Raw genomic sequence first — 23,327 nt, forward strand, 5'->3', positions numbered from 1 at the left:
GGGGGCCGGGGGGGGGGGGGCCCCCCCAGTTTTTGTGGGGGGGGGGGGGGGGGGGGGTTGGGGGGGGGGGGGGGGGGGGGCCCCCCCCCCCCCCCCCCCCCACCGCACCTGTCCTACGCCTCCGGCTCCTCGCCCTCCGGGCGCGGCGGCTTCGGCGGCCGGGTCCGGTCGCCCGGGGGCGTGCCCGGGTCGCGGCGCCGCAGATACCGCTCGAACTCGCGGGCGATCGCGTCGCCCGAGGCCTCCGGCAGCTCCGCCGTGTCGCGGGCCTCCTCCAGCGACTGCACGTACTCCGCGACCTCGCTGTCCTCGGCCGCCAGCTGGTCCACGCCCAGCTGCCAGGCCCGCGCGTCCTCGGGCAGCTCGCCCAGCGGGATCCGCAGGTCGATCAGGTCCTCCAGCCGGTTCAGGAGCGCCAGCGTCGCCTTCGGGTTCGGCGGCTGCGACACGTAGTGCGGGACCGCCGCCCACAGCGAGACCGCCGGGACGCCGGCGTGCGTGCACGCCTCCTGGAGGATGCCGACGATGCCCGTCGGACCCTCGTACTTCGTCTCCTCCAGGTCCATCCGCGTCGCCAGGTCGGGATCCGAGGTGACCCCGCTGACCGGCACCGGCCGGGTGTGCGGGGTGTCACCGAGCAGCGCGCCCAGGACGACCACCATCTCCACGCCCAACTCATGGGCGAAGCCCAGCAGTTCGTTGCAGAACGAGCGCCAGCGCATGGACGGCTCGATGCCCCGTACGAGGACGAGGTCACGCGGCTTGTCGCCGCCGATCCGCACCACCGAGAGCCGGGTCGTCGGCCAGGTGATCTTGCGCACGCCGTCTTCCATGAAGACCGTCGGCCGGTTCACCTGGAAGTCGTAGTAGTCCTCGGCGTCGAGCGCCGCGAACACCTCTCCCTTGAACTCCTTGTCGAGATGCGCGACCGCGGTGGAGGCGGCGTCACCAGCGTCGTTCCAGCCCTCGAACGCGGCCACCATGACCGGGTCGACCAGCTCGGGAACCCCCTCGAGCTCGATCACTCAGCGCCTCCTTCCGACGTGCCCTCGCGTACCCGCCCACCTTACGGCGTCCACGGGGGACCTCCGCAGCCCCCTGGAACCCGGCGGCTGCCGGGAACCATGCCCCGAGTCACGGGCCCGCACTCCACCGGGAGGGGCCGGGGCGTCACAGGGTCGAGCGCAGCCACTGCTCCACGGACGCGATGTGCACCGTCGCCCACGACCGGGCCGCCTCCGCGTCGCCGTCGCGCAGCGCCGCCAGGATCGCCCGGTGCTCGTGCAGAGTGCGGCTCACGGCGTCCTCCTGGGTCAGACCGCGCCAGACGCGGGCCCGGGTGGTCGGCCCGGACAGGCCGTCGAGCAGCGAGCACAGGACCGAGTTGCCGGACGCCTTCACGATGCCGCGGTGGAAGTCGAGGTCCGCGGCCACCAGTTCCTCGACCGAGGGCTCCGGGCCCAGCGCGTCGAGCTGCGCCGACAGCCGGTCCAGCTCTCCGGACGTGATCGAGCCCGCCGCGAGGGCCGTCGCGGCGGGCTCCAGGATGCGGCGCACCGCGAGGAACTCCAGGACCGTGTCGTCCCGGTGGAAATCGACGACGAAACTCAGCGCCTCCAGGAGGAGTTGCGGGTCCAGACTCGTCACGTACGTGCCGTCGCCCTGCCGCACGTCCAGGATCCGGATCAGCGACAGGGCGCGTACGGCCTCGCGCAGCGAATTGCGCGACAGGCCCAGCTCCGCGGCGAGTTCGCTCTCCTTGGGGAGGCGGTCGCCCGGGCGCAGCGCGCCCGAGACGATCATCCCCTTGATCTTCTCGATGGCCTCGTCGGTGACGGCCACGGCACCCCCCTCTGCTCAGGCCGGAGGGCGGATACCTCCGATGTCTCGCACCATTATGTGCGCAGGGCCGCCCAAGGCCAGGGGGTGTCCGCGATCAGGTACGGGGATCAGGTACGGCCGGTGCCTGCGCCGCCCTCGCCGGGGACTCCACCGGGACCTGCGGCGCCGGACGCAGCAGCAGCCAGCCGCCGCACACCAGCGTCACCGCCTGCGCCCCGGCGAGCAGCGCGAAGCCCGCGCCGAAGCCGTGTCCGCCGCTCGCCGCGATCGCCACGCCCATCGCCGTCGGCATGAACGCCGAGACGAGATTGCCCACCCCGTTCACCACGCCGTAGGCGCTGCCCACCGCGTGCGCCGGGGCGCAGCGCTGCACCAGCGTCGGGATGGCCGGGCCCTGGAGCCCCCAGAAGCCGCCGGCCGCGATCAGCCCGGCCGCCGCCAGGCCGTCGCTGTCCGCGCCCATGACCACGAGCACGCTCGCCGCGGTGCCCGCCGAGCCGACCACGAACAGCAGCGGAAGCAGCCGCGCCGGCAGCCGGTCGAGCAGGAACCCGCCGAGGAAGCCCGAGGCCAGCGACATCAGGAACGGCAGCGCCGACACCGCGCCCATCGCCGCGAGCGAGAAGTGCCGCTCCTGGAGGAGGTACGAGGGCAGCCACGCCGTCGAGCCCCACAGATAGCCGAGCGTGGCGATCTCCACGAGCAGGATCGGCACGAGACGCGGCATGCGCAGCGCCTCGCGCAACGTACCGACGGCGCCGCCGCGGCCCGTCGCGGCCCGCAGCCCCCGGCCGCGCACGAACAGCGCGATCAGCGGCAGCCCCACCACCGCGTTCAGCGCGGCCAGCGCGAGGAACGACGTGTGCCAGTCGAACCGGTACACGAGGTAGGTGATCAGCGGCAGCCCCACGGCCGTGCCCAGGGACACGCCCATCGAGCTCACCGCGTTCGGTTTGCCCGCCTCGTGCGGCGCGAAGTGCTCCCGCACGTACATCGTCTTGAGCGAGAACAGCGGCCCCTCGGCCGCGCCGAGCAGCGCCCGCAGGGCGGTCAGCGTCAGCGCGCCGAGCGCGTACGGCGACAGCAGCGTCATCACCGACCACAGGGCCACGCTCAGGAACAGCCCCCGCCGCACGCCGAGCAGCGTCTCGTACAGCGGGGTGAGCACGAACGCCGCGATGCCGTACCCCACGAGGAACGCGGTGCTCAGCGCGCCCTGCGCCACCCGGTCGCCGGTGATCCCGAAGTGGTCGGTGAACGCCCGGTCGGTGACCAGGACGGAGATGTTCACGCGGTCCACATAGCTGATCAGGACGACGACCAGGAGCGTCAGGACGCCCGCCCAGCGTGCTCTGCCGCTCACCGGGTCGCTCATGCGGTCGCCTGCTCCTCCGCCGCGGACCTGTACATGCGGCGCAGCCGGACCACGCCCAGGTCGTGCTGGTAGAGGTTCTCCTGCTGGTCCGCGTCGGACGGCATGGCCTCCAGCATCACGCGGTCCTGCTCCAGGACGTCCCAGTGGCGCTCCTCGATGAGCGTCTTGTAGAGGAAGCGCCACGTGTCGCGCTGCCAGCCCTGCACCTTGCGGTAGCGCCAGAAGAAGACCGCGCAGCGCTCCTCGTCGACCGGGCGGACCATGCCGACGATGCCGAACGCGCCGCCGGGGCCGGCCGAGGGCGGGTACGGGATGGACAGGTCCACCCAGTCGACGCCGGTGCGGCACAGCTCGACCCAGTCGAAGTTCACGCCCCGCTGGTCGGTCTTCTCGAAGAAGTAGCCGCGGTCGGTCTCCCGGATGCGGAACTTCGCGGTGGTGTCACCGTCGAACATCGTGTGCGAGTCGTGGTGCAGGAAGGCCCCGTGCATCGGGTCGAGGAGGTTCTCGACCGCGTAGCGCCACGGCACCTCCCACTCCGCGTAGCACAGGAACGCGTCGACGTCGGGGTCGACGAGCGGGTCGGGCAGCGTCAACTCGGCGGGCTGCGGCTGCTGTTCGGTGCCGAAATAGGCGAGGACGGCGCCGGCCACCTCGCGCACGGGCAGCGAACGGACGAGCTTCTTGCCCTCCAGGTTGCAGCCGGGCAGACCGGGCACGGAGGCGACCGTGCCGTCGGACTCGACCTCCACCCCGTGGTACCAGCAGGCCACCCGGTCGCCCAGGTGCTTGCCCAGGGACAGCGGGGCGCCGCGGTGCGGGCAGCGGTCCGCGAGCATGCTCAGGGTGCCGTCGGAGCGGCGGAACAGCAGCCACTGCTCGCCCAGGACGGTGACCTTGCGCATCGCGCCCGGCGCGACGAAGGAGGACGGGACGACCGGGTGCCACTGGTCGCGCAGACCGGTCGCGAAGATGTGCTCGGCGGTCAGGTTCACGGCGTTCACGCTCCCAGTCGGTGCATCTCGGCGGCGAAGGACTCCTCGGTCCAGGCGGCCCCGTCGGGGGCGTGGACCCTGCGGGCGTTGAGCCCGCGCACGACGTCCTCGATCTCGTGGCCGTCCTTGGTGAAGACGTCTTCCAGGGTGGCGGCCAGCTTGTACTCGTACGGCGTCGGCTCGTGCGTGCGGGACTGGTGGATCTCCAGGTAGGGCCAGTCCTGCCCGGTGTTCTTGCTCGGGTTGTCGCTCATGGAAAGTCTCCCGTCGGGGGTCACAGGTCGAGGACGAGGCGGCCCGACGCGCAGCGCGAGACGCAGATCATCATCGAGGCGTTCGCGGCGTGCTCGGCGTCCGAGAGCAGGAAGTCGCGGTGGTCGGGGGTGCCGTCGAGCACCCGGGTCTCGCAGGAGCCGCAGATGCCGTCGCGGCACGAGCTGTTGACGCTCAGCCCGGCCTGCTCGGCGGCCTCCAGGATCGAGGTGTCGGCGTCCACCGACAGGGTCAGGCCCGAGGTGCGGCACTCGACCTCGAACGTCGCGTCGTCCCCGGACCGCTCCACCACCGGCGCCGCGAACCGCTCCAGACGCAGCCGCTCGGCGGAGCAGCGCTCCTCGATCGCGGCGAGCAGCGGCTCGGGCCCGCAGCAGTACACGAGCGCACCCTCGGGCAGCTCCGCCAGCTCCGACGCCAGGTCGATGTGGCCCAGCTCGTCCTGCGGCACGAGCGTCAGGTCGCCGCCGAGCGCGGACAGCTCGTCGGTGAAGGCCATCGAGGCCCGGCTGCGCCCGCCGTAGACCATGCGCCACGCGGCGCCGCGCCGGGCGGCCTCGCGGGCCATCGCGAGGATCGGCGTGACCCCGATGCCGCCGGCCACGAACACGTACGCGGGCGCGTCCTCCAGGACGAAGTGGTTGCGCGGCTCGGACACCGTGACCGGCTGGCCGGGGCGCAGCTTCGTGTGGACGTGGCGCGAACCACCGCGCGAGGACGGCTCGTTGAGGACGCCGATCCGGTAGCCGCCGGTGTCGGCGGGGTCGCCGCACAGGCTGTACTGGCGGACCTGGCCGCCCACGTGCACGTCGATGTGGGCGCCGGGCGTCCAGGCGGGCAGCGGCTTGCCGTCGGGGTGGGTCAGCTCGACGGACAGCACGCCGTCGGCCTCCCAGGTCATCCGCCGGACCAGCAGGGACAGCTGACCTTCGGCGGGAGTCGTGGTGGTGGACATGGGGGGCCTCCCTACGCGGTGGGGATCTTGACGGGCGGGGTGAACGGGTTCTTCATCGGACCGAGCGCGGCCAGGTCGACCTCAACGAGGACGGGTCCGGCCGAGCCGACGGCCTCCTCGAGGACGGGCCGCGCGTGCTCGGCGTCGCCGATCCGCAGGTACGGCAGACCACAGGCGCGGGCCAGGAGGTCGAAGTCCGGGGTGGCCAGGTCGACGCCGCTGCGGCGCTCGCTGTAGCGGTCCTGCATGTTGCGCAGGACGCCGTAGCCGCCGTCGTTGAAGACCAGCACGGTCAGGCGGGGCCGCTCCTGGACGACGGTGAGCAGTTCGCCGAGGTGGACGGCGAGGCCGCCGTCGCCGACGATGACCACGGTGGGCCGCTCGGGGTCGGCGAGCGCGGCGCCGATGCCCATGCCCAGGCCCTGGCCGATGCCGCCGCCGCGCGGGAAGACGTTCGACTCCGGGGCGTACATCTCCAGGAGCCGGTTGCCCCAGCTGCTGGACGGGATGGTGACGTCCCGGGCGACCACCGCGTCGCGCGGCAGGACGGCGCGCAGGGCGTCGCAGATCGCGGCCTGCGGGCCGATGTTGTCGTGCAGGGTGGCCCGCACGTCCTCCCGCACCTGCGCCACGCGCCGCGTCCAGTCCGGCTCGGCGGTCCGGGCGTGGGGGAGCAGGGCGGCGAGCGCGTCGGCGGCGTCGGCGTGCAGGGCGTGCGCCGCCGGGTAGACCCGGCCGAGGGCCGCCGCGTCGACGTCGATGTGGATGTGCCGCTCGGCGCCGGGCAGTTCGAGCCCGTAGTCGGCGGTCTCGTTGGACCGGAAGTGCGTGCCGATCGTGAGCAGGACGTCCGCGTCGGCGAGCAGGGCCCGGCCGGCCGGGGTCGTCGCGAAGTTGCCGATCACCTGCGGGTGGTCCTCGGGGACCGCGCCGCGCCCCGAGTTGGAGGTCAGCAGGCCCGCGCCGGTCGCCTCGACGAGCGCGGCCAGCTCGGCCCGGGCCGCGTTCGCCCCGCCGCCGGCCCAGATCAGCGGGCGACGGGCGGTCGACAGGAGCGTGCCCGCGGCGGCCAGGGCCACCGGGTCGAGCGCGGGGCGCGCCGGCTCCGGCGCCGTCCCGGCGTCGTCGGTCTGGGCCGCGTACTGGAGGTCGATGGGCCACTCGACGCTGGCCGGGCCGCCGGGGGCGGTGAGCGCGGCGCGGGCGGCCTCGCGCAGGAGCCGGCCGGCCTCGTCGGTGGAGCCCACCGAGACGGCGTGCTTGGAGACCGCGGTCAGCATGCCGAGCTGGTCCTTGGTCTCGTGGATGAAGCCGCGCCCGCTGCCCAGGAACTCGCTCTCGACCTGACCGGTGACGTGCAGCACCGATGTGCCGGAGGCGAGCGCCTCGATCAGCGAGCCCGCCGCGTTGCCCGCGCCGGTGCCGGTCGAGGTGAGCGCGCAGCCGAGGCCGCCGCGGGTCCGCCCGTAGGCGTCCGCCGCGTTCACGGCGCTCGCCTCGTGGCGCACCGGCACGAACCGCAGCTCGCGGTCGACGGCCTCGACCAGGGGCAGGTTGTGCACGGACACGATGCCGAACACCGTGTCGATGCCCAGTTCCTTCAGGACGGCGACGAGGAGGGCGCCTCCGTTGTCGTAACGCATGCGTGCTCCTCAGAGGATGCCGCGGCCGACTCCGCCGCAGACGTCGATGCTGGTTCCGGTGATGTACGAGGCGCGCGGCGCGAGCAGCGCGAGGATCGCGTAGGCGACCTCCTCGGCGCGGCCGAGCCGGCCGAGGGCGACGCCGCGGTCGGCGGCGAGCTCCGCCTGCCAGTCCTCGTAGGAGAGGCCGGAGTCCGCGGCGGCGTGCCGACGGGTCCACTGGCCCGTGTCGATCAGGCCCAGGCACACGGAGTTGACCCGGATGCCGTCCGCCGCGAGCTCCGTGGCGAGGGACTTGGAGAGGTTGAGGATGCCGGCGCGGGCGGCGCTGGTCGTGATGAGACGCGTCTCCGGCTGCTTGGCCAGGACCGCGTTCACGTTCACGACCGACGCCGCGTCCGAGGCCCGAAGGAGTTCGCGGGCGGCCTGGAGCGGGTTGAGGACGCCCGCGAACTTCAGGTCCAGCTCGTCGCGCCAGTCATCCCACGTCGTGTCGTCGAGCCGCTTCATCCGCGACTGTCCGGCGTTGTTGACGAGGCCGTCGAGCCGGCCGCCGAACGCGTCGGCGGCGGTCGCGACGAACTCCCGCACGGCGTCGGCGTCGCGCACGTCGCAGGTGGCGGTGAACAGGCGGTCGCGGTCACCGAGGGCGCGCTTGAGACGCTCGGCGTCACGGCCGCAGGTGGCGACGTTCGCGCCTTCTTCGAGCAGGGCGCGGACCGTGGCCAGGCCGACGCCCGAGCTGCCTCCGGTGACCACGTAGGTCCGGTCGGCGAGGCCCAGATCCATAACAGAACTCCTAGAGAGACAGGGCTAGTTCATGGTGAAGCCGCCGTTGACGGCGATCACCTGTCCGGTCAGGTAGCGGGACTCCTCGGAGAGGAGGAAGGAGGCGACACCGGTCAGGTCGCCGGGCTGCTGCGGGCGCTCGATGGCCCGGTTCGCGCGGTACAGGTCGTGCCGCTCGGCGGGGACGGCCTGCGTGGCCTCGCCCTCGGTCAGACCGGGCGCGAGCGCGTTCACCGTGATGCCCCGCTCGCCCAGCTCCCGCGCCATGGCCCGGGTCAGCGCGATGACGGCGCCCTTCGAGGCGATGTAGTGGGCGAGCCGCGGGGAGCCGTAGAGCGCGGCGTCCGAGGCGATGTTCACGATGCGTCCGGTCGGGCCGAACAGCGGGTGCAGCGCCTTCGCGACCAGCCAGGGACCGCGGGCGTTCACCGTCATCAGGCGGTCCCAGACCTCGATGTCGATGTCCTGGAACTCCTTGCCGCCCACGCCGTTGGCGAGCGCCGCGTTGTTCACCAGGCCGTACAGCTCGCCGGGCAGCTCCCGCACCGCGCGGGCGAGCGCCTCGACGGAGGCGGGGTCCGCCACGTCGCAGCGCACGAAGCGGACGTCGAGCCCCTCGGCCCGCAGCTCCCCGGCGGCCTGCTCGCCGCGCTCGGCGTCGAGCTCGGCGACGACGACCCGGAAGCCGTCCTCGCCGGCCCGGCGGGCCATGGCCAGACCGAGGCCACGGCCCGCGCCGGTCACGACGACCGTACGGGCGTCTGCGGGCGACTGCTCAGTCACGGGTGACGCCGTGCATCGGCGAGTACTCGGGGTACGAGGGCACCTGCGGCTTCTGCGTGCCGATGACGACGCAGAACAGCGCGTCGGTGTCGCCCTCGTTCTTCAGCGAGCGGGTCACGCCGGCCGGCACCACGATCATGTCGCGGTAGCCGAGGGTGCGGTACTCGACCTCGTCGGGGCCGCGGTGGATGCCGACCTTGACGTTGCCCTCCAGGACGAAGAAGGCCTCTTCCACGTCGTGGTGGGTGTGGGCCGGGCCCTCGGCGCCGGGCGGCAGCAGCATGTTGGAGAAGGTGAAGCCGCCCGAGGGGATGATGCGGCTGTCGCCCTCGTGGTTGCCGGTCGCGCCGGAGCCCACGTAGCGGATCTGGCCGCGGCGGAACTGGGCGCCGGCCTTCTCCTGGAAGGAGAGGGTGTCGAAGTCGGCGACGCGCGACTCCTTGGTGGCGATCAGCGAGTCGGTGTACTTGCCGAGGTCGCCGCCGTTGTCGTACTCGGTGGTGGTCAGAGGCATGGGGGACTCCTTCGCTAGCGGGTGACGATGTGCAGGTGGGACAGGACCCAGGCGTTGAACCGCTCGGGCTGTTCCTGGTTGGCCAGGTGACCGGCGTCCTTGACGATCACGTAGGCGGTCTTGTGCAGGCCCCCGGCGAGGACCTGGGAGGCCTCGATCCCGGTGACCGTGTCGCGGTCGCCGCACACGACGAGCGCCGGTGCGGTCACCGCGGCCAGCTCCTCGCGCAGGTCGGCGCCCGCCATGGACTCGGCGGCGTACCCGTAGCCGGGCAGCCGGATCGAGCCGGCCATGGTCTCGACGACCCGTTCGACGAGCGCGCCGTCGGCCATGTCCGAGACCAGCCGGGGCCCGCGCTGCGCGGCGAAGACCCGCGGCCCGACCTCGGCCAGCTCCGTGGCGCGGGCCCGCATGCCCGCCGCCTTCGCCGGGTCCGTGCCGGAGCCGGCGCTGGAGTCGGCGACGATCAGCGAGGCCACGAGCTCCGGGTGACGCGTGGCGAGCCGCAGGGCGATCACGCCGCCCCACGAGACACCCAGCACGTGCGCCGAGGAGCCGTACGCCCGGATCACCCCGGCCGCGGCGTCCGCGAACCCGTCCAGGTCCAGCGGAACCTCCGGGTCGGGGGACTTGCCGTAGCCGGGGGCGTCCCAGGCGATGACCCGGGCGTGCTCCGCGAGCCCTTCGAGCTGCGGGGCGAACGCCGCCGAGGAGGAGCCGATCCCGTGCAGGCACAGCAGCAGGGGGCCGCTCGCACCGGCCTCCTCCACGTGCAGCGCGGTCACAGGATCTGCCCCGAGCGCCCGGCGAGCGCGGACAGGGAGCGCAGCACCGCGTACGGGACGACCTGGCTGGTGGCCGGGTTGCCCGGGTCGGGGCGGTGCGCGACCTCGAAGCGGTACTCGCCGTGCGGGCCCCACGCCTCGACGACGTGCCGGGTGAGCTTGGCGCCCGGATCGGCGACGACCCGGACCCGCACAGCGTCCAGGTCGCCGACGGCGAGGGCGACCGAGGCCGCGACGTTCGTCGACTTGGGGAACTTCACCGGCACGTCGCGCGCGGTGCCCGACATGACCTCGACGGGGCCGGTCGCCGTGCGCAGCCGCTCCAGCAGTTCCTCGTCCATCCAGGGCTGTTCGAGGGTGGACGGCAGCTTCGTCGTGGTGAGGCGCACCTCGTCGAGCGGGGCGAAGGAGCGCACGGCCTGGAGCAGGTCGAGGCCGCCGACGGCGCCGCCCGTGAAGGAGACCCGGCCGGGCCCGGCGGAGAGCAGCCGCTTGGACAGCTCGTCGTCGGTGAGGGCCCCGGTCGAGGCGATCAGCAGGTCGGTGCCGGAGGTGAGGACGCGCTCGCCCCACTCCCGTACGACGCCCTGGCCCGCCGCCTCCACGATCAGGTCGCAGCGCTCGATCGCGTCCTCGAAGGGGACCTGCGCGGCCGGGGCGGCCTCGCCGAGCGGGCGGTTGTCGACGATGCAGGTCAGTTCGGCGCCCTGCACCTCGCCGCGGGCGAGGGCGGTGCCGACGACGCGGCCGATGGCACCCCAGCCGACGAGTCCGACCTTCAGGTTCTTCGGAGTGGTCGGGGTCTTCGCGTGCTTCGGGCTCGTGCTCACTTGTGCTCTCCTTCCGGCGCGCCGGCCATGTGGCAGCGGATCTCCTTGGACGGCGGTCCCGCCGTCCCCCACAGGTCCGACAGCTCGGGGACCCGGCGCCAGACCTTGGCGATCCAGCGGTCCTCGACGACCTGCGCGACCTCGGACGTGTACTCGCACACCAGCCCGGTCGGGTCGGTGAAGTACGAGAAGGTGTTGTTGCCGGGGCCGTGCCGCCCCGGGCCCCACTTCGGGACGATCCCGTGGTGGCGCAGCCGGCCGAGCCCGCGCATGAAGTGGTCGACCGAGCTCATCTCGTAGGCCACGTGGTTGAGGGAGACCCACTCGGCCTGGTTGAACGCGATGCAGTGGTGGTCGGCGTTGCAGCGCAGGAACGCCATCTGGTGCTCGGACCAGTCGGACACGCGCAGACCGAGGACGTCGCAGTAGAAGGCGACGGCGGCGTCGATGTCGGGGGTGTTGAGGACGGCGTGGGTGACGCCGACCGGGACCGCTCCGTCGCGACCGCGCGGGGCGACCGCCCAGGTGTCGGCGGACAGCTCGACGAGCCGGCCCTCGTGGTCGTGGAAGCGCAGCCCGTAGCCGCCGCCCACCTGGTCGAGCGGGCCGGGCCCGGCGACCGGCGCGATGCCGCGGGCCTCCAGGCGGCGGGCCGCCTCGTCGATCTCGGCGGGCGTGGCCACGGCGAACACGAGCCGGCCGAGGCCGGTGCGGTCGGAGCGGGTCAGCTGCAGCGCGTGGTGCTCCTCGCCGGTGCCGCGCAGCCAGCTGGCGCTGTGCTCGGACTCGACGACCTCCAGGCCCCACGCGTCCTCGTAGAAGTCGGTGGCCTCCGCGAAGGAGGGGGTGAGCAGCTCGACCGAGCGCAGCGCGCGCAACCGGGCGATCGGGGGGTGGGTCATACGGAACTCCATGGCAGGAACGGTCAGTTGGCCCAGGGCAGCGGCGCCTCGGAGGTGCCCCAGTACAGGGACTTCTGGCGCTGGTAGGCACGGATGGCGTCGCGGCCCTTCTCCGTGCCGAGCCCGCTGTCCTTCATCCCGCTGAACGGGGTGGAGGCGCTGAACTGCTTGTACGTGTTGATCCAGACGGTGCCCGCGTCGATCCGGCGGGCCAGGCGCCAGGCGGCGCGGTGGTCGCGGGTCCAGATCCCGCAGGCCAGGCCGTACACGGAGTCGTTCGCCCGGCGCACCAGGTCGTCCTCGTCGTCGTAGGGGAGCACCACCAGGACCGGGCCGAAGATCTCCTCCTGGCAGGTGCGCGAGGAGTTGTCGAGTCCGGCGAGGACGGTCGGCAGGTAGTACGCGCCGTCCGCGTACGCGGGGCCTTCGGGGGCGGCGCCGCCGCACAGCACCTCGGCGCCCTCCGAGCGGGCCAGGTCCACGTAGGCGGCGACCGAGTCCCGGTGCTTGTGGTGCACGAGCGGGCCGACCTGGGTGTCCGGGTCCGTGCCGGGTCCGACGCGCAACTTCCGTACGCGCTCGACGAGTTCGGCCACGAAGGTGTCGTGGATCTCGCGGGCCACGAAGAGTCGCGAACCGGCGATGCAGGACTGCCCGCTGGACGAGAAGATCCCGAACATCACGCCCGCCAGGGCCTGTTCGACATCGGCGTCGGCGCGCACGATCGTCGGCGACTTGCCGCCGAGCTCCAGCGAGGCCGGGATGAGCTTCTGCGCGGCGATCGCGGCGATGCCCCGGCCGGTCTCGGTGCCGCCGGTGAAGCCGATCCGGCCCACCAGCGGGTGCCGCACGACCGCGTCGCCGACGATCCGGCCGCTGCCGGGCAGGACGGACAACAGGGCGGTGGGCAGACCGAGTTCGGTCAGGGCCCGGGTGATCAGGCGGCCCAGCTTCAGGGAGACGAGCGGGGTCCACGCGGCGGGCTTGAGGAGGATCGCGTTGCCCGCGGCGAGCGCCGGGGCGATCTTCTGCGCGTCGCTCGCCACCGGCGAGTTCCACGGGTTGATCGCGCCGACGACGCCGATCGGCTCGTGCACGCTCATCGTCACGTACGGGCCGCGCGCCGGGGTGACCGCGTCCTCGGCGGTCTCCAGTACGGCCGCCATGTAGCGGAACGTGCCGGCCGCGCTGAGCGCGAGCGCCTTCGTCTCCGTGAGGGTCTTGCCGGTGTCGGCGGTCTGGGTGGCGGCGAGCTCGTCGGCCGCCTCCTCCGTCAACTCCGCGATGCGGTGCAGGAGTCGGGCCCGCTGGTGGGGGAGCAGATCGCGCCAGGCGGGGTCGGCGACGGCCTCGGCCGCGGCGCGGGCCGCCTCGTCGACCTCCTCGGCGGAGGCCGAGTGGACGGTCGCGATGACCTTGCCGGTGGCCGGGTCGACGGTGTCGACGGGGGCGCCGGCACCGCGACGCCACTGGCCCGCGACGAGGATCTCGGTGGAGTGGTCGGACACGGCCGGACCTCCGGGGGAGCGGGGGCAGAGGGGGATCCGGCGGCCTTGGGCAGGGGGCCCGAATCGCCGAAGTGCTAGAAATCTAAGCCCTTAAATATCTCCGCGCAAGACCCTCTTGCGGGTCTGTTTCGGCCCGGCAGACCTACCATTGAGTAGGAGAAGTCGCAGGCAAGTCCGGATGGCGGGACCATTAAAACCTCTTAGCCCCTAACCATTGACCGCTTAGAAATCGGCTCCTACTGTCGGCGGAACTCCCCTGTTCCGTGTTCGCGGAAGGACCCCCTCCCATGACGACAATCGCCGGCAAGCAGGGCCTCGGCTCGATCTCGGCCAGACTCGAACGGCTGCCCCAGTCCCGCTGGCACGTCAAGGTCCGATGCCTCATCGGCGCCGTGACGTTCTTCGAGGCCTTCGACCAGCTGCTCTCCGCCTCTGCCCTGCCCGTGCTGATCAAGGACTGGCACCTCAGCACCGGCCAGGCGACCTTCGCGGTGACCGCGGCCTCCATCGGCATGCTGCTCGGCGCCCTCGTCGCCGGCTGGCTGGGGGACCGGATCGGCCGCGTGCGCACCGTCGCCCTCGGTGTCGTCGTCACGGGCGCCGCCAGCCTCGCCGTCGCCTTCGCGCCCGGCATCGAGCTCTTCTCGCTCTTCCGCTTCGTGCAGGGCCTCGGCATCGGCGGCGTCGTCCCCGTCGCCGCGACGTACATCAACGAGATCGCCCGCTGCGACAAGCGCGGCCGCTTCGTCCTGCTCTACGAGATGGTCTTCCCCGCCGGTCTCGCGGCCGCCAGCCTGCTCGCCGTCTGGGTCGTGCCGAACCTCGGCTGGCGCGCCATGTTCGTGCTCGGCGCCCTCCCCGTGATCATCGGCGCCCTGCTGCCCCGCAAGGTCGCCGAGTCCCCGCGCTGGCTGCTCTCCCAGGGCCGTGTCGACGAGGCCGAGCGGGTCATCGCCCGGATCGAGGCCGAGGTCGAGCAGTCCGTCGGCAAGCCCCTGCCGGCACCCGGTCCCGAGGTCGCGGTGGAGACCGAGCGCGGCCGCCTGCGCGACCTGTTCACCGGGCGCTACCTGCGCCGCACGGTCGTCCTGTCCGCCCTGTGGTTCGTCGCCTACTACGTCAACCACGGCATCTCGGCCTGGCTGCCCTCGCTCTACACCAAGAGCTTCGGCCTCGACCTGACCACCGCGCTGCGCTACACCCTGCTCAGCAATGTCACCGGCCTGATCGGCACCTTCGTCGTCGCCCTCGTCATCGACCGCATCGGCCGCCGGCCCGCCCTGGTCGCCGCGCTGACCGGCACCGCGCTCGTGCTCGGCGTCCTGGCCCTGACCGGCGCCACTTCGGGCCTCAAGGTGGCCGCTTTCGCCTCCTGCTCCACGCTCTTCGTCTACGCGATCAACGCGGGCCTGTACCTCTACTCGCCCGAGCTCTACCCGACCGCGAACCGGGCCCGGGGCGCCGCCTTCGGCGGTGTGTGGAACCGCCTCGGCGTCATCCTCGGCCCCGTCACCGTCGGCGCGATCCTCGGCGCGGGCGGCGGCCTCGGCCTGGTCTTCGCCCAGCTGGCCTGCGTCGCGGCCGTCGGCGCGGTCATCGCCCTGTTCGCCGTCGAGACCAAGGGCCGCACCCTGGAGGAGCTGAACGCCTAGTCTCCTGGGTACGCCTGCCACGGCGCCGGGCCCCTGTGCGGGGGGCCCGGCGCCGGCCGTTTCCCCGGGAGAACCCCTACGAGGGTCATTGCTTCAGGGGTAGAATTTTCAGGGGCGTACGATCTCGCGCCCCTGAAGGATTTCGGACGAGGGGACGGGGTGCGGGAATGGCCGAGCGGAAGGTGACGCGGCAGGACGCCGTGACGCAGATCGTGGCGGACTGGGCACGGGAGCGCCCCGAGCTGGACACCGCGCCACTGGAGGTGCTGGCCCGGCTGCACCGCTCGTTCCTGCACTACAACACCCGGCTCAGCTCCTCCATCGAGCGGCACGGACTGTCCGTCGCCGGCTTCGACGTGCTGACCGCGCTGCGCCGCGCCGGAAAGCCCTACCGCCTCACCGCCGGCCAGCTCGCCGACTCGGGGCTCGTCTCCTCCGCCGGGGTCACCCTGCGCATGGACCGCCTGGAGAAGGACGGCCTCATCGTGCGCGAGCGCGACGCCGACGACCGGCGCGTCGTCTACTCCCGGCTCACCGACGAGGGCCTCGCCAAGGTCGACACGGTCTTCGCCGACCACCTCGACAACGAGCGCCGGATGCTCGCCGGGCTCTCCCCGTCCGAGCGCCGCCAGCTCGCCCGCCTCCTCGGCAAGCTGGAGCGCTCCATCGTCGACTCGGACGGCATCGACGACTAGGGCGTGTCCCACAGCGTGCTCGGCGCCTCCCGGCGCACCACCGGCGCGATCTCCTCGGCGAACCGCTGGAGCGTCTCGATCTGCTCGGACGTGCCCTGACCGAACGCGTCCACGGTCACGGACTGCAGATCGTGCCGGTACACCGCGTGGTACCCGAGGATCTTGTCGATGATCTGCTGCGGCGAACCGATCAGCTGCGGCCCGTCCGCGATCGCGTCCTCGATGGTGCGGAACGGCGTGTTGTAGCCCGCCTTGCCCGCCAGATGCGGCTTGAAGGTCTGCGCCACCTTCGCCTCGTACAGCTTCTTGTACCGGGCCACCGCCTGCTCGTGCGTGTCCGCGATCAGCAGTCCGCCCGACCCGGCCGCCACATGCGCCCGCGCCGGATCGTGCCCGTGCTCCGCGAACTTCTCCCGGTAGTGCTCGATGAGCCGCGCGTACGCGGCCCGCGGCTGGATCGCGTTCGCCGTGAACAGCGGATCGCCGTGCCGGGCCGCCAGCTCGGGGGAGTTGAGAGAGGTCGCCGAGCCGTGCCAGATCCGGGGGAGTCCCGCGTACGGGCGCGGCACGGTGGTCACACCCTTCAGCGCGGGCCGGAACTCGCCCTCCCAGTCGACGCCCTCCTGCGTCCACAGCCGCCGCAGCAGTTCGTACTTCTCCCGCTGCAGATCCCACTGCCGCGCCTCGTCGAGCCCGAACAGATCGAAGTGCCCGGCCTCGGCACCCTTGCCGATCACCAGCTCGACGCGACCGCGCGAGAGCTGGTCGAGGGTGGCGTAGTCCTCGGCGACCCGCACCGGGTCGAGGATCGCCACGACGGTGACGCCGGTGAGCAGCCGAATCCGGCTGGTGCGGGCCGCGAGGGCGCCGAGCACGACGGTCGGGCTCGACGACAGGAAGGCCCCGGCGTGCCGCTCACCGACCGCGTACCCGTCGTACCCGAGCCGCTCGGCGGCCACCCCGACATCGACGACCTGCGCCAACCGATCGGCGGCGGAGGGAAGTTCACCGGACAGCGGATGCGGCGCGTGCCCGACGATGGACAGAACCTGAAACTTCATGCGTCCACTGTCGCGCCGGGCTGTTGCGCAGCTGTGTACGCAGCATGGCAACAGCCCGGCCGAACCCTGCTCGCGCCCTACTTGTCGTCGAGCACCTTCTGGACCTTGGCGCGGACCTCGTCGGAGGCCAGGCCCCGGATCGTCAGCGTCGTACGGCGGCGCAGCACGTCGTCGGGCGTCTCGGCCCACTCGTGGTCGCGCGCGTACACGACCTGCGCCATGATCTCCGGCGCGTCCGGGTGCACCCGCTCGCCGAGCTCCGGGTTCTCGTTGACGAGCCGGGCGATGTCGAAGGCCAGCGAACCGTAGTGGGTGGCAAGGTGCTTCGCCGTGTCGGCGCCCATGCGCGGACCGGGCGCCGGATTGTCGACAAGGAGACGGTGCGCGACGGCGCGCGGATTGGCGACACCGGGCAGCGGCAGCCGCTTCGGCAGCTCCTTGATCGGCTCGAAGTCCTCACCGAGCGGATGCCCGGGCAGCGACTCCAGCTTCTGCATGACGGTGCGGCCGATGTGCCGGAAGGTGGTCCACTTGCCGCCGGCGACGGACAGCATCCCGCCCTTGCCCTCGGTGACGACCGTCTCCCGCTTGGCCTTGGACGTGTCGCCGGGCCCACCGGGCAGCACCCGCAGACCGGCGAACGCGTACGTCATCAGCTCCCGCTTGAGCTGCTGGTCCCGCACGGAGAACGCGGCCTCGTCGAGGATCTGCTCGATGTCCTTCTCGGTGACGGAGACGTCCGCGGGATCGCCCTCGTACTCCTCGTCGGTCGTGCCGAGCAGCAGCATGTCCTCCCAGGGGAGGGCGAACGTGATGCGGTACTTGTCGATCGGGGTGGCGAGCGCGGCCTTCCAGGGGGAGGTGCGCTTCATCACGAGGTGCGCGCCCTTGGACAGGCGTATGGAGGGCGCCGCGTTCGGGTCCTCCATCTTGCGCAGGTGGTCGACCCAGGGGCCGGTCGCGTTGAGCACCAGCCGGGCGCTGACGCCGAACTCCTCGCCGTCCAGGCGGTCGCGCAGCTCCGCGCCGGTGACCCGGCCCCGGGTGAAGCGCAGCCCGGTGACCTCGGCGTGGTTCAGCACCACGGCCCCGGCGTCCACGGCCGCCCGTACGGTCATCAGGGCCATGCGCGCGTCGTTCATCTGGTCGTCGCCGTACACCGCGACGGCCTTCAGGTTCTCGGTGCGCAGCTCGGGCACGTCCTGCTGCGCCTTCGCGGGGGACAGCAGGTGGCCGACCCCGTCGCCGAAGGCGGACAGCGCGCTGTACGCGAAGACACCGGCGCCCAGCTTGGCGGCGCCGTGCGGGCCGCCCTTGTAGACGGGCAGGTAGAAAGTGAGGGGGTTGGCGAGGTGCGGGGCCACGTTCCGGGACACCGCACGCCGCTCGAAGTGGTTCTCCGCGACGAGCTTCACGGCGCCGGTCTGCAGGTAGCGCAGACCGCCGTGGAGCAGCTTCGAGGACGCGGAGGACGTGGCGCCGGCGAAGTCGCCGGCGTCGACCAGGGCCACCCTGAGACCGGACTGCGCCGCATGCCAGGCCGTGGAGATGCCCAGGATGCCGCCGCCGATGACCAGGAGGTCGTACGTCGCCTTGGAAAGCTGCTCGCGGGTCTCGGCGCGGCTCGGGGTGGAGCCGGCGACCGGGTGCGTTCCGAGGGCAGGCACGGTCTGCAGGGTGGACTGGGTACTCATGGTGGGGTCTTACTCCTCGACAGAGCTGTCTTCGAGCCAGCCCATGGACCGTTCGACGGCCTTGAGCCAGCTCTTGTACTCACGGTCACGGATCTCCGCGTCCATGTGGGGCGTCCACTCGGCGGCCCGGCGCCAGTTGGCACGCAGGTCGTCGGTGTTGGACCAGAAGCCGACGGCGAGACCGGCGGCGTAGGCGGCGCCGAGGCAGGTCGTCTCGGCGACCATCGGACGCACCACGGGCGCGTCCAGGAAGTCCGAGAGGGTCTGCATCAGCAGGTTGTTGGAGGTCATGCCGCCGTCGACCTTGAGCGCGGTCAGCTCGACGCCGGAGTCCTTCGTCATGGCGTCGGTGATCTCGCGGGTCTGCCAGGCGGTGGCCTCGAGCACGGCGCGGGCGATGTGCGCCTTGGTGACGTAGCGGGTCAGGCCCGCGATGACACCGCGCGCGTCCGAGCGCCAGTACGGGGCGAACAGGCCGGAGAAGGCCGGCACGAAGTACGCGCCGCCGTTGTCCTCGACCGAGGACGCGAGCGTCTCGATCTCGGCGGCCGACTTGATCAGGCCCATCTGGTCGCGCATCCACTGCACCAGCGAACCGGTGACGGCGATCGAGCCCTCCAGGGCGAAGACCGGCTTCTGGTCGCCGATCTGGTAGCCGACCGTGGTCAGCAGCCCCGAGTACGAGTTGATGATCTTGTCGCCGGTGTTCATCAGCATGAAGGTGCCGGTGCCGTACGTGGACTTGGCCTCGCCCTCGGCGAAACAGGTCTGGCCGAACAGGGCCGCCTGCTGGTCGCCGAGCGCCGAGGCGACCGGGATGCCGCCGAGCAGCTCGCCGAGCGGGCCGCCCGTGACCTCGCCGTAGACCTCGGCGGAGGAGCGGATCTCCGGGAGCATCTGCATCGGCACGCCGATGGAGGCGCAGATCCGCTCGTCCCACTGCATCTCGTGCAGGTTCATCAGCAGGGTGCGGGAGGCGTTGGTGACGTCCGTGACGTGCCGGCCGCCGTTCACCCCGCCCGTCAGGTTCCAGATGACCCAGGTGTCCATCGTGCCGAAGAGGATGTCGCCGCGCTCGGCGCGCTCGCGCAGCCCCTCGACGTTGTCGAGCAGCCAGCGGGCCTTCGGGCCGGCGAAGTAGGACGCGAGCGGCAGACCGGTCTCACGGCGGAAACGGTCCTGCCCGACGTTGCGGCCGAGCTCCTTGCACAGGGCGTCGGTGCGGGTGTCCTGCCAGACGAGCGCGTTGTGGACGGGCTCACCGGTGTTCTTGTCCCAGAGCAGCGTCGTCTCGCGCTGGTTGGTGATGCCGATGGCCTTGATGTCGTCGCGCGTGATGCCGGCCTTCGTGATGGCCCCGGCGACGACCTCCTGGACGTTCGCCCAGATCTCGTCGGCGTCGTGCTCGACCCAGCCCGGCTTCGGGAAGATCTGCTCGTGCTCCTTCTGGTCGACCGAGACGATCCGGCCGTCCTTGTCGAAGACGATGCAGCGGCTGGACGTGGTGCCCTGGTCGATGGCCGCGATGAACGGACCTGCGGTGTGTGCGTCGGTCACGGTGTGCTCCTGGTGGTGCGTCGGTGGTCGGTGTCGGTGGCGTCGCCCGTGCGGCTGCCGGGACAGCTCGTGGCTGTCAGAACAGCTTGTAGATGAATGCGGCGAGCGCGCCGCCGATCAGCGGACCCACCACCGGGATCCACGCGTACGACCAGTCCGAACCACCCTTGTTGGGGAGCGGCAGCAGGGAGTGGACGATGCGCGGGCCCAGGTCGCGGACCGGGTTGATCGCGTAGCCGGTGGGACCACCGAGCGAGAGACCGATGCCGACGACGACCAGCGAGGTGATCAGCGCGCCGAGGACGCCCAGACCGTTGCCCCCGTCGTTCAGGCCCTGGGTCAGGATCGCCAGGACGAGCACGACCGTGGCGATGATCTCCGTCATCAGGTTCTGGATCGGGTTCCGGATCTCCGGGCCCGTGGAGAAGATGCCGAGCACCGGGCCGGCCTTGGGCGCCGCCTTCGGGTCGACCATGCCCTCGTCACCGTCGGTGCGGTGCGCGGCGAGGACCTCCGGGTCGGTCAGGTGCGCCTGGAACTGGCCGTAGTAGACCAGCCAGACGAGCACCGCGCCGATCATGGCGCCCAGCATCTCCGAGGCCAGGTACAGCGGCACGTCGCTCCACTTGGTCCCGCCCTCGATGGCGAGGCCGATGGTGACGGCCGGGTTCAGGTGGGCGCCGGAGACGCCGCCCGCCAGGTAGGCGCCGGTCAGGACCGCGAAGCCCCACCCGAAGGTGATGGCGACCCAGCCGGCGTTCAGCGCCTTGGAGCGCTTGAGCGTGACGGCGGCGCACACGCCACCGCCCAGCAGGATGAGTACGGCGGTACCGATGGTCTCGCCGAGGAAGATGTCGTGGCTGGACACCCGCGACTCCTTTGTCCTTCGTCCAGGGGAATACCCGAGTGACGAACCCCCGGGTCCGTTTCCGGTGGTCCGAGCCCCCGATTGCGAGGGGCGGGTCCGGCCTGGCCTGTCCACACTCTAACGTCTATTGCCGGTAGGTGTTCGACAATGCCGACCGATGGACGCGAGTCTCGCCCTGGGGTTACTCGCTCGTCAAGGGTTCTGTTATCGAAAGCGCGATCGTTATTGATCGCTCGGACTGATCAGTCGCGGGCCGGTCGTCCACGGTCACGGTGGGTCGCCGGCGGGCGGCTGTGATCGGTCGCTGGGACGGTGCGCTGTGGGTCTCGGTGGCGGTCTCGGTGGTCGGTCGAGGTGCGGTCAGGGCGTCCCCCGATGGTCGCGCGGATGCGTGCACGCTGCACCCTGAAACGACGAAAGCCCCGCCGAAGGCGGGGCTCGCGGGGCGCGGGGCGGACTCAGAAGCGGCTGGCGCCCAGGTCCCGGGAGACGGCGCGGGCGCAGTCCCGCACGGCCGCGATCAGCTCGGGCCGCAGCTCGTCCTTGGCGTCCGCCCGGCACACGCGCTCCACCGCGCCCGTGATGCCGACCGCGCCCACGGGCATCCGGTGCCGGTCGTGGATCGGCGCCGCGACCGAGGCCACGCCCTCCCAGGTCTCCTCCACGTCGTCCGCGTACCCGCGCGCCCGCGTCAGGTCCAGGACCGTCTCGAACGCGGTCAGGTCGGCCACCGTACGGGCCGTGTACTCCGTGCGCTCGGCCTCCACGACCTCGCTGTGCGCCACCGGGTCGTACGCGGAGAGGACCTTGCCGAGGGCCGTCGAGTGCAGCGGCTGCATCGCCCCGACCTCCAGGACCTGCCGGCTGTCGTCGGGCCGGAAGACGTGGTGAACGATCAGCACGCCCTGCTGGTGCAGCACGCCCAGGTACACGGCCTCGCCGCTGGAGCGGGCCAGGTCGTCCGTCCAGACGAGGGCGCGGGCCCGCAGCTCGTGCACGTCCAGGTAGCTGTTGCCCAGGCGGAGCAGCTCGGCGCCCAGCTGGTAGCGCCCCGACGCCGCGTCCTGCTCGACGAACCCCTCGGCCTGCAGGGTGCGCAGGATCCCGTGGGCCGTGCCCTTGGCCAGGCCCGTCGCGGAGGCGATGTCGGAGAGACCCAGCCGCCGCTCGCCGCCCGCGAGGAGCCGGAGCATCGCCGCGGCCCGTTCGAGCGACTGGATGTTGCGTGCCATCGCAGTCCTTCCTCCTGGATCCTCGCACGGGACCATCGTTCGACAATGCTGAACAGTATCGGCCGTTGCCGACCTCATGCCATTACGGCGTGCGCCGATATTTCACCCCACGACCGACCGGGGTCGTCATCCGGCCAGTGTGGCGTGCCGTTCCGGCCTGTGGACGCCTGGGCGCCACCGGGGAGGTCCCGGCTACCCTGACCGGGTGCGCATCCAGCAGTGGACGCGCAAAGCCGACAGCCGTCGCACCCCAGGGAGCACTTTCATGGCCTCGTTGCCGACGCCCGCATCCGATCCCCGAGCCCGCGTGGCCGCCCTCAGGGACGCCCTCGCCACCCGCGTCGTGGTGGCGGACGGTGCCATGGGCACGATGCTGCAGGCGCAGGATCCCACCCTGGAGGACTTCCAGAACCTCGAGGGCTGCAACGAGATCCTCAACGTCACGCGCCCCGACATCGTGCGCTCGGTGCACGAGGAGTACTTCGCGGTCGGTGTGGACTGCGTGGAGACCAACACGTTCGGCTCCAACCACACGGCCTCGGGCGAGTACGACATCGCCGACCGGATCGTGGAGCTGTCCGAGGCGGGCGCGCGGATCGCGCGTGAGGTCGCGGACGAGTTCGCGGCGAAGGACGGGCGTCAGCGGTGGGTGCTGGGCTCGATCGGCCCGGGCACGAAGCTGCCGTCGCTGGGTCACATCGACTACGCGACGATCCGTGACGGCTATCAGCAGAACGCCGAGGGCCTGCTCGCGGGCGGCGCGGACGCGCTGATCGTGGAGACGACGCAGGACCTCCTCCAGACCAAGTCGAGCCTCATCGGTGCCCGCCGCGCCATGGACGCGCTGGGCGTGTCCGTGCCGCTGATCTGCTCGCTGGCCTTCGAGACGACCGGTGTGATGCTGCTCGGCTCGGAGATCGGCGCCGCGCTGACCTCCCTGGAGCCGCTGGGCATCGACCTGATCGGCCTGAACTGTTCGACCGGCCCGGCCGAGATGAGCGAGCACCTGCGCTACCTGGCGCAGCACTCCACGACGCCGCTGATGTGCATGCCGAACGCCGGCCTGCCGATCCTGACGAAGGACGGCGCGCACTTCCCGCTGACCCCCGTGGAGATGGCGGACGCGCAGGAGAACTTCGTCAACAGCTTCGGCCTCTCCCTGATCGGCGGCTGCTGCGGTTCGACGCCGGAGCATCTGCGCCAGGTGGTGGAGCGGGTCCGTGACCTCGCCCCGGCCGAGCGCGCGCCCCGCCCCGAGCCGGGTGCCTCGTCGCTCTATCAGACGGTGCCGTTCCGGCAGGACACGGCGTACATGGCGATCGGTGAGCGGACGAACGCGAACGGGTCGAAGAAGTTCCGTGAGGCCATGCTGGA

At 72.0% G+C, this 23,327-nt stretch carries 22 protein-coding genes; 3 read left to right on the top strand and 19 right to left on the bottom strand.

What is annotated here, in order from left to right; genetic code table 11:
- Positions 1-113: 113 nt before the first annotated feature.
- From ACZ4E1_RS38820 to ACZ4E1_RS38885, 14 genes are all read right to left on the bottom strand, one after another.
- A complete protein-coding gene (locus ACZ4E1_RS38820) occupies positions 114-1,025 on the bottom strand; it encodes a PAC2 family protein (RefSeq protein ID WP_467548490.1) in 912 nt (303 codons plus the stop codon).
- 145 nt (positions 1,026-1,170) lie between these two features.
- Positions 1,171-1,842, bottom strand: a complete 672-nt coding sequence (locus tag ACZ4E1_RS38825) for a FadR/GntR family transcriptional regulator (protein ID WP_188339861.1) — start codon at positions 1,840-1,842, stop codon at positions 1,171-1,173.
- 94 nt (positions 1,843-1,936) lie between these two features.
- Positions 1,937-3,217 carry an MFS transporter gene (locus tag ACZ4E1_RS38830; RefSeq protein WP_467548493.1) on the bottom strand — a complete coding sequence of 427 codons (1,281 nt, stop codon included), beginning with the start codon at positions 3,215-3,217 and terminating at the stop codon, positions 1,937-1,939.
- Positions 3,214-4,221 (bottom strand): Rieske 2Fe-2S domain-containing protein, encoded by a 1,008-nt coding sequence (locus tag ACZ4E1_RS38835; protein WP_467548495.1) that lies wholly within the window; start codon positions 4,219-4,221, stop codon positions 3,214-3,216. The genes ACZ4E1_RS38830 and ACZ4E1_RS38835 overlap by 4 nt, the downstream gene beginning before the upstream one ends.
- Entirely contained in the window at positions 4,218-4,466 is a 249-nt protein-coding gene (locus ACZ4E1_RS38840) for a recombinase-like helix-turn-helix domain-containing protein (RefSeq protein ID WP_467548497.1), read from the bottom strand. The genes ACZ4E1_RS38835 and ACZ4E1_RS38840 overlap by 4 nt, the downstream gene beginning before the upstream one ends.
- 20 nt (positions 4,467-4,486) lie before the next feature.
- Complete coding sequence (locus ACZ4E1_RS38845) at positions 4,487-5,440, bottom strand: PDR/VanB family oxidoreductase (RefSeq protein WP_467548499.1); 954 nt, start codon at positions 5,438-5,440, stop codon at positions 4,487-4,489.
- Between the two features lie 11 nt (positions 5,441-5,451).
- Positions 5,452-7,083 carry a thiamine pyrophosphate-binding protein gene (locus tag ACZ4E1_RS38850; protein ID WP_467548501.1) on the bottom strand — a complete coding sequence of 544 codons (1,632 nt, stop codon included), beginning with the start codon at positions 7,081-7,083 and terminating at the stop codon, positions 5,452-5,454.
- A 9-nt stretch (positions 7,084-7,092) separates the two neighbouring features.
- Positions 7,093-7,872: an SDR family oxidoreductase gene (locus ACZ4E1_RS38855; protein WP_467548503.1), complete on the bottom strand. Its 780-nt coding sequence runs from the start codon at positions 7,870-7,872 to the stop codon at positions 7,093-7,095.
- Between the two features lie 24 nt (positions 7,873-7,896).
- Complete coding sequence (locus tag ACZ4E1_RS38860; RefSeq protein WP_467548505.1) at positions 7,897-8,655, bottom strand: SDR family oxidoreductase; 759 nt, start codon at positions 8,653-8,655, stop codon at positions 7,897-7,899.
- On the bottom strand, positions 8,648-9,169 hold the full coding sequence (locus ACZ4E1_RS38865) for a cupin domain-containing protein (RefSeq protein WP_188339869.1): 522 nt from the start codon (positions 9,167-9,169) through the stop codon (positions 8,648-8,650). Before ACZ4E1_RS38865 ends, ACZ4E1_RS38860 begins: the two co-directional genes overlap by 8 nt.
- A 14-nt stretch (positions 9,170-9,183) precedes the next feature.
- A complete protein-coding gene (locus ACZ4E1_RS38870; protein WP_467548507.1) occupies positions 9,184-9,954 on the bottom strand; it encodes an alpha/beta fold hydrolase in 771 nt (256 codons plus the stop codon).
- On the bottom strand, positions 9,951-10,784 hold the full coding sequence (locus tag ACZ4E1_RS38875; protein WP_467548509.1) for an aspartate dehydrogenase domain-containing protein: 834 nt from the start codon (positions 10,782-10,784) through the stop codon (positions 9,951-9,953). Before ACZ4E1_RS38875 ends, ACZ4E1_RS38870 begins: the two co-directional genes overlap by 4 nt.
- Positions 10,781-11,686 carry a VOC family protein gene (locus tag ACZ4E1_RS38880; protein WP_467548511.1) on the bottom strand — a complete coding sequence of 302 codons (906 nt, stop codon included), beginning with the start codon at positions 11,684-11,686 and terminating at the stop codon, positions 10,781-10,783. The genes ACZ4E1_RS38875 and ACZ4E1_RS38880 overlap by 4 nt, the downstream gene beginning before the upstream one ends.
- 23 nt (positions 11,687-11,709) lie before the next feature.
- Positions 11,710-13,194, bottom strand: coding sequence for an aldehyde dehydrogenase (locus ACZ4E1_RS38885; RefSeq protein ID WP_467548513.1), 1,485 nt, complete (start codon positions 13,192-13,194; stop codon positions 11,710-11,712).
- Positions 13,195-13,481: 287 nt separating this feature from the next.
- Here ACZ4E1_RS38885 and ACZ4E1_RS38890 point away from each other — a divergent pair, with 287 nt between their 5' ends.
- Positions 13,482-14,846: an MFS transporter gene (locus tag ACZ4E1_RS38890; RefSeq protein WP_467548515.1), complete on the top strand. Its 1,365-nt coding sequence runs from the start codon at positions 13,482-13,484 to the stop codon at positions 14,844-14,846.
- 167 nt (positions 14,847-15,013) lie between these two features.
- Positions 15,014-15,541, top strand: coding sequence for a MarR family winged helix-turn-helix transcriptional regulator (locus ACZ4E1_RS38895; protein ID WP_467548517.1), 528 nt, complete (start codon positions 15,014-15,016; stop codon positions 15,539-15,541).
- Here the strand turns inward: ACZ4E1_RS38895 and ACZ4E1_RS38900 are convergent.
- The 5 genes from ACZ4E1_RS38900 to ACZ4E1_RS38920 form a co-directional block, all read right to left on the bottom strand.
- Entirely contained in the window at positions 15,538-16,602 is a 1,065-nt protein-coding gene (locus tag ACZ4E1_RS38900) for an LLM class flavin-dependent oxidoreductase (RefSeq protein ID WP_467548519.1), read from the bottom strand. The genes ACZ4E1_RS38895 and ACZ4E1_RS38900 overlap by 4 nt on opposite strands.
- A gap of 77 nt (positions 16,603-16,679) precedes the next feature.
- Complete coding sequence (locus ACZ4E1_RS38905) at positions 16,680-18,296, bottom strand: glycerol-3-phosphate dehydrogenase/oxidase (RefSeq protein ID WP_467548521.1); 1,617 nt, start codon at positions 18,294-18,296, stop codon at positions 16,680-16,682.
- Positions 18,297-18,305: 9 nt separating this feature from the next.
- Complete coding sequence (gene glpK / locus ACZ4E1_RS38910; RefSeq protein ID WP_467548523.1) at positions 18,306-19,853, bottom strand: glycerol kinase GlpK; 1,548 nt, start codon at positions 19,851-19,853, stop codon at positions 18,306-18,308.
- A 76-nt stretch (positions 19,854-19,929) separates the two neighbouring features.
- Entirely contained in the window at positions 19,930-20,721 is a 792-nt protein-coding gene (locus tag ACZ4E1_RS38915; RefSeq protein ID WP_467548524.1) for an MIP/aquaporin family protein, read from the bottom strand.
- A gap of 458 nt (positions 20,722-21,179) precedes the next feature.
- Positions 21,180-21,953: an IclR family transcriptional regulator gene (locus tag ACZ4E1_RS38920; RefSeq protein ID WP_467548526.1), complete on the bottom strand. Its 774-nt coding sequence runs from the start codon at positions 21,951-21,953 to the stop codon at positions 21,180-21,182.
- A gap of 265 nt (positions 21,954-22,218) precedes the next feature.
- Here ACZ4E1_RS38920 and ACZ4E1_RS38925 point away from each other — a divergent pair.
- Positions 22,219-23,327: homocysteine S-methyltransferase family protein (locus tag ACZ4E1_RS38925; protein WP_467548528.1), on the top strand; the 1,109-nt coding region annotated here is incomplete at its 3' end.

Source organism: Streptomyces sp. NPDC025806 (genome assembly GCF_055558275.1).

Coding starts and splice junctions, on each gene's coding strand:
- ACZ4E1_RS38830 (WP_467548493.1), bottom strand. CDS start 3,217: ATGAGCGACCCGGTGAGCGGCAGAGCACGCTGGGCGGGCGTCCTGACG.
- ACZ4E1_RS38840 (WP_467548497.1), bottom strand. CDS start 4,466: ATGAGCGACAACCCGAGCAAGAACACCGGGCAGGACTGGCCCTACCTG.
- ACZ4E1_RS38845 (WP_467548499.1), bottom strand. CDS start 5,440: ATGTCCACCACCACGACTCCCGCCGAAGGTCAGCTGTCCCTGCTGGTC.
- ACZ4E1_RS38850 (WP_467548501.1), bottom strand. CDS start 7,083: ATGCGTTACGACAACGGAGGCGCCCTCCTCGTCGCCGTCCTGAAGGAA.
- ACZ4E1_RS38855 (WP_467548503.1), bottom strand. CDS start 7,872: ATGGATCTGGGCCTCGCCGACCGGACCTACGTGGTCACCGGAGGCAGC.
- ACZ4E1_RS38865 (WP_188339869.1), bottom strand. CDS start 9,169: ATGCCTCTGACCACCACCGAGTACGACAACGGCGGCGACCTCGGCAAG.
- ACZ4E1_RS38880 (WP_467548511.1), bottom strand. CDS start 11,686: ATGACCCACCCCCCGATCGCCCGGTTGCGCGCGCTGCGCTCGGTCGAG.
- ACZ4E1_RS38890 (WP_467548515.1), top strand. CDS start 13,482: ATGACGACAATCGCCGGCAAGCAGGGCCTCGGCTCGATCTCGGCCAGA.
- ACZ4E1_RS38895 (WP_467548517.1), top strand. CDS start 15,014: ATGGCCGAGCGGAAGGTGACGCGGCAGGACGCCGTGACGCAGATCGTG.
- ACZ4E1_RS38900 (WP_467548519.1), bottom strand. CDS start 16,602: ATGAAGTTTCAGGTTCTGTCCATCGTCGGGCACGCGCCGCATCCGCTG.
- ACZ4E1_RS38905 (WP_467548521.1), bottom strand. CDS start 18,296: ATGAGTACCCAGTCCACCCTGCAGACCGTGCCTGCCCTCGGAACGCAC.
- ACZ4E1_RS38920 (WP_467548526.1), bottom strand. CDS start 21,953: ATGGCACGCAACATCCAGTCGCTCGAACGGGCCGCGGCGATGCTCCGG.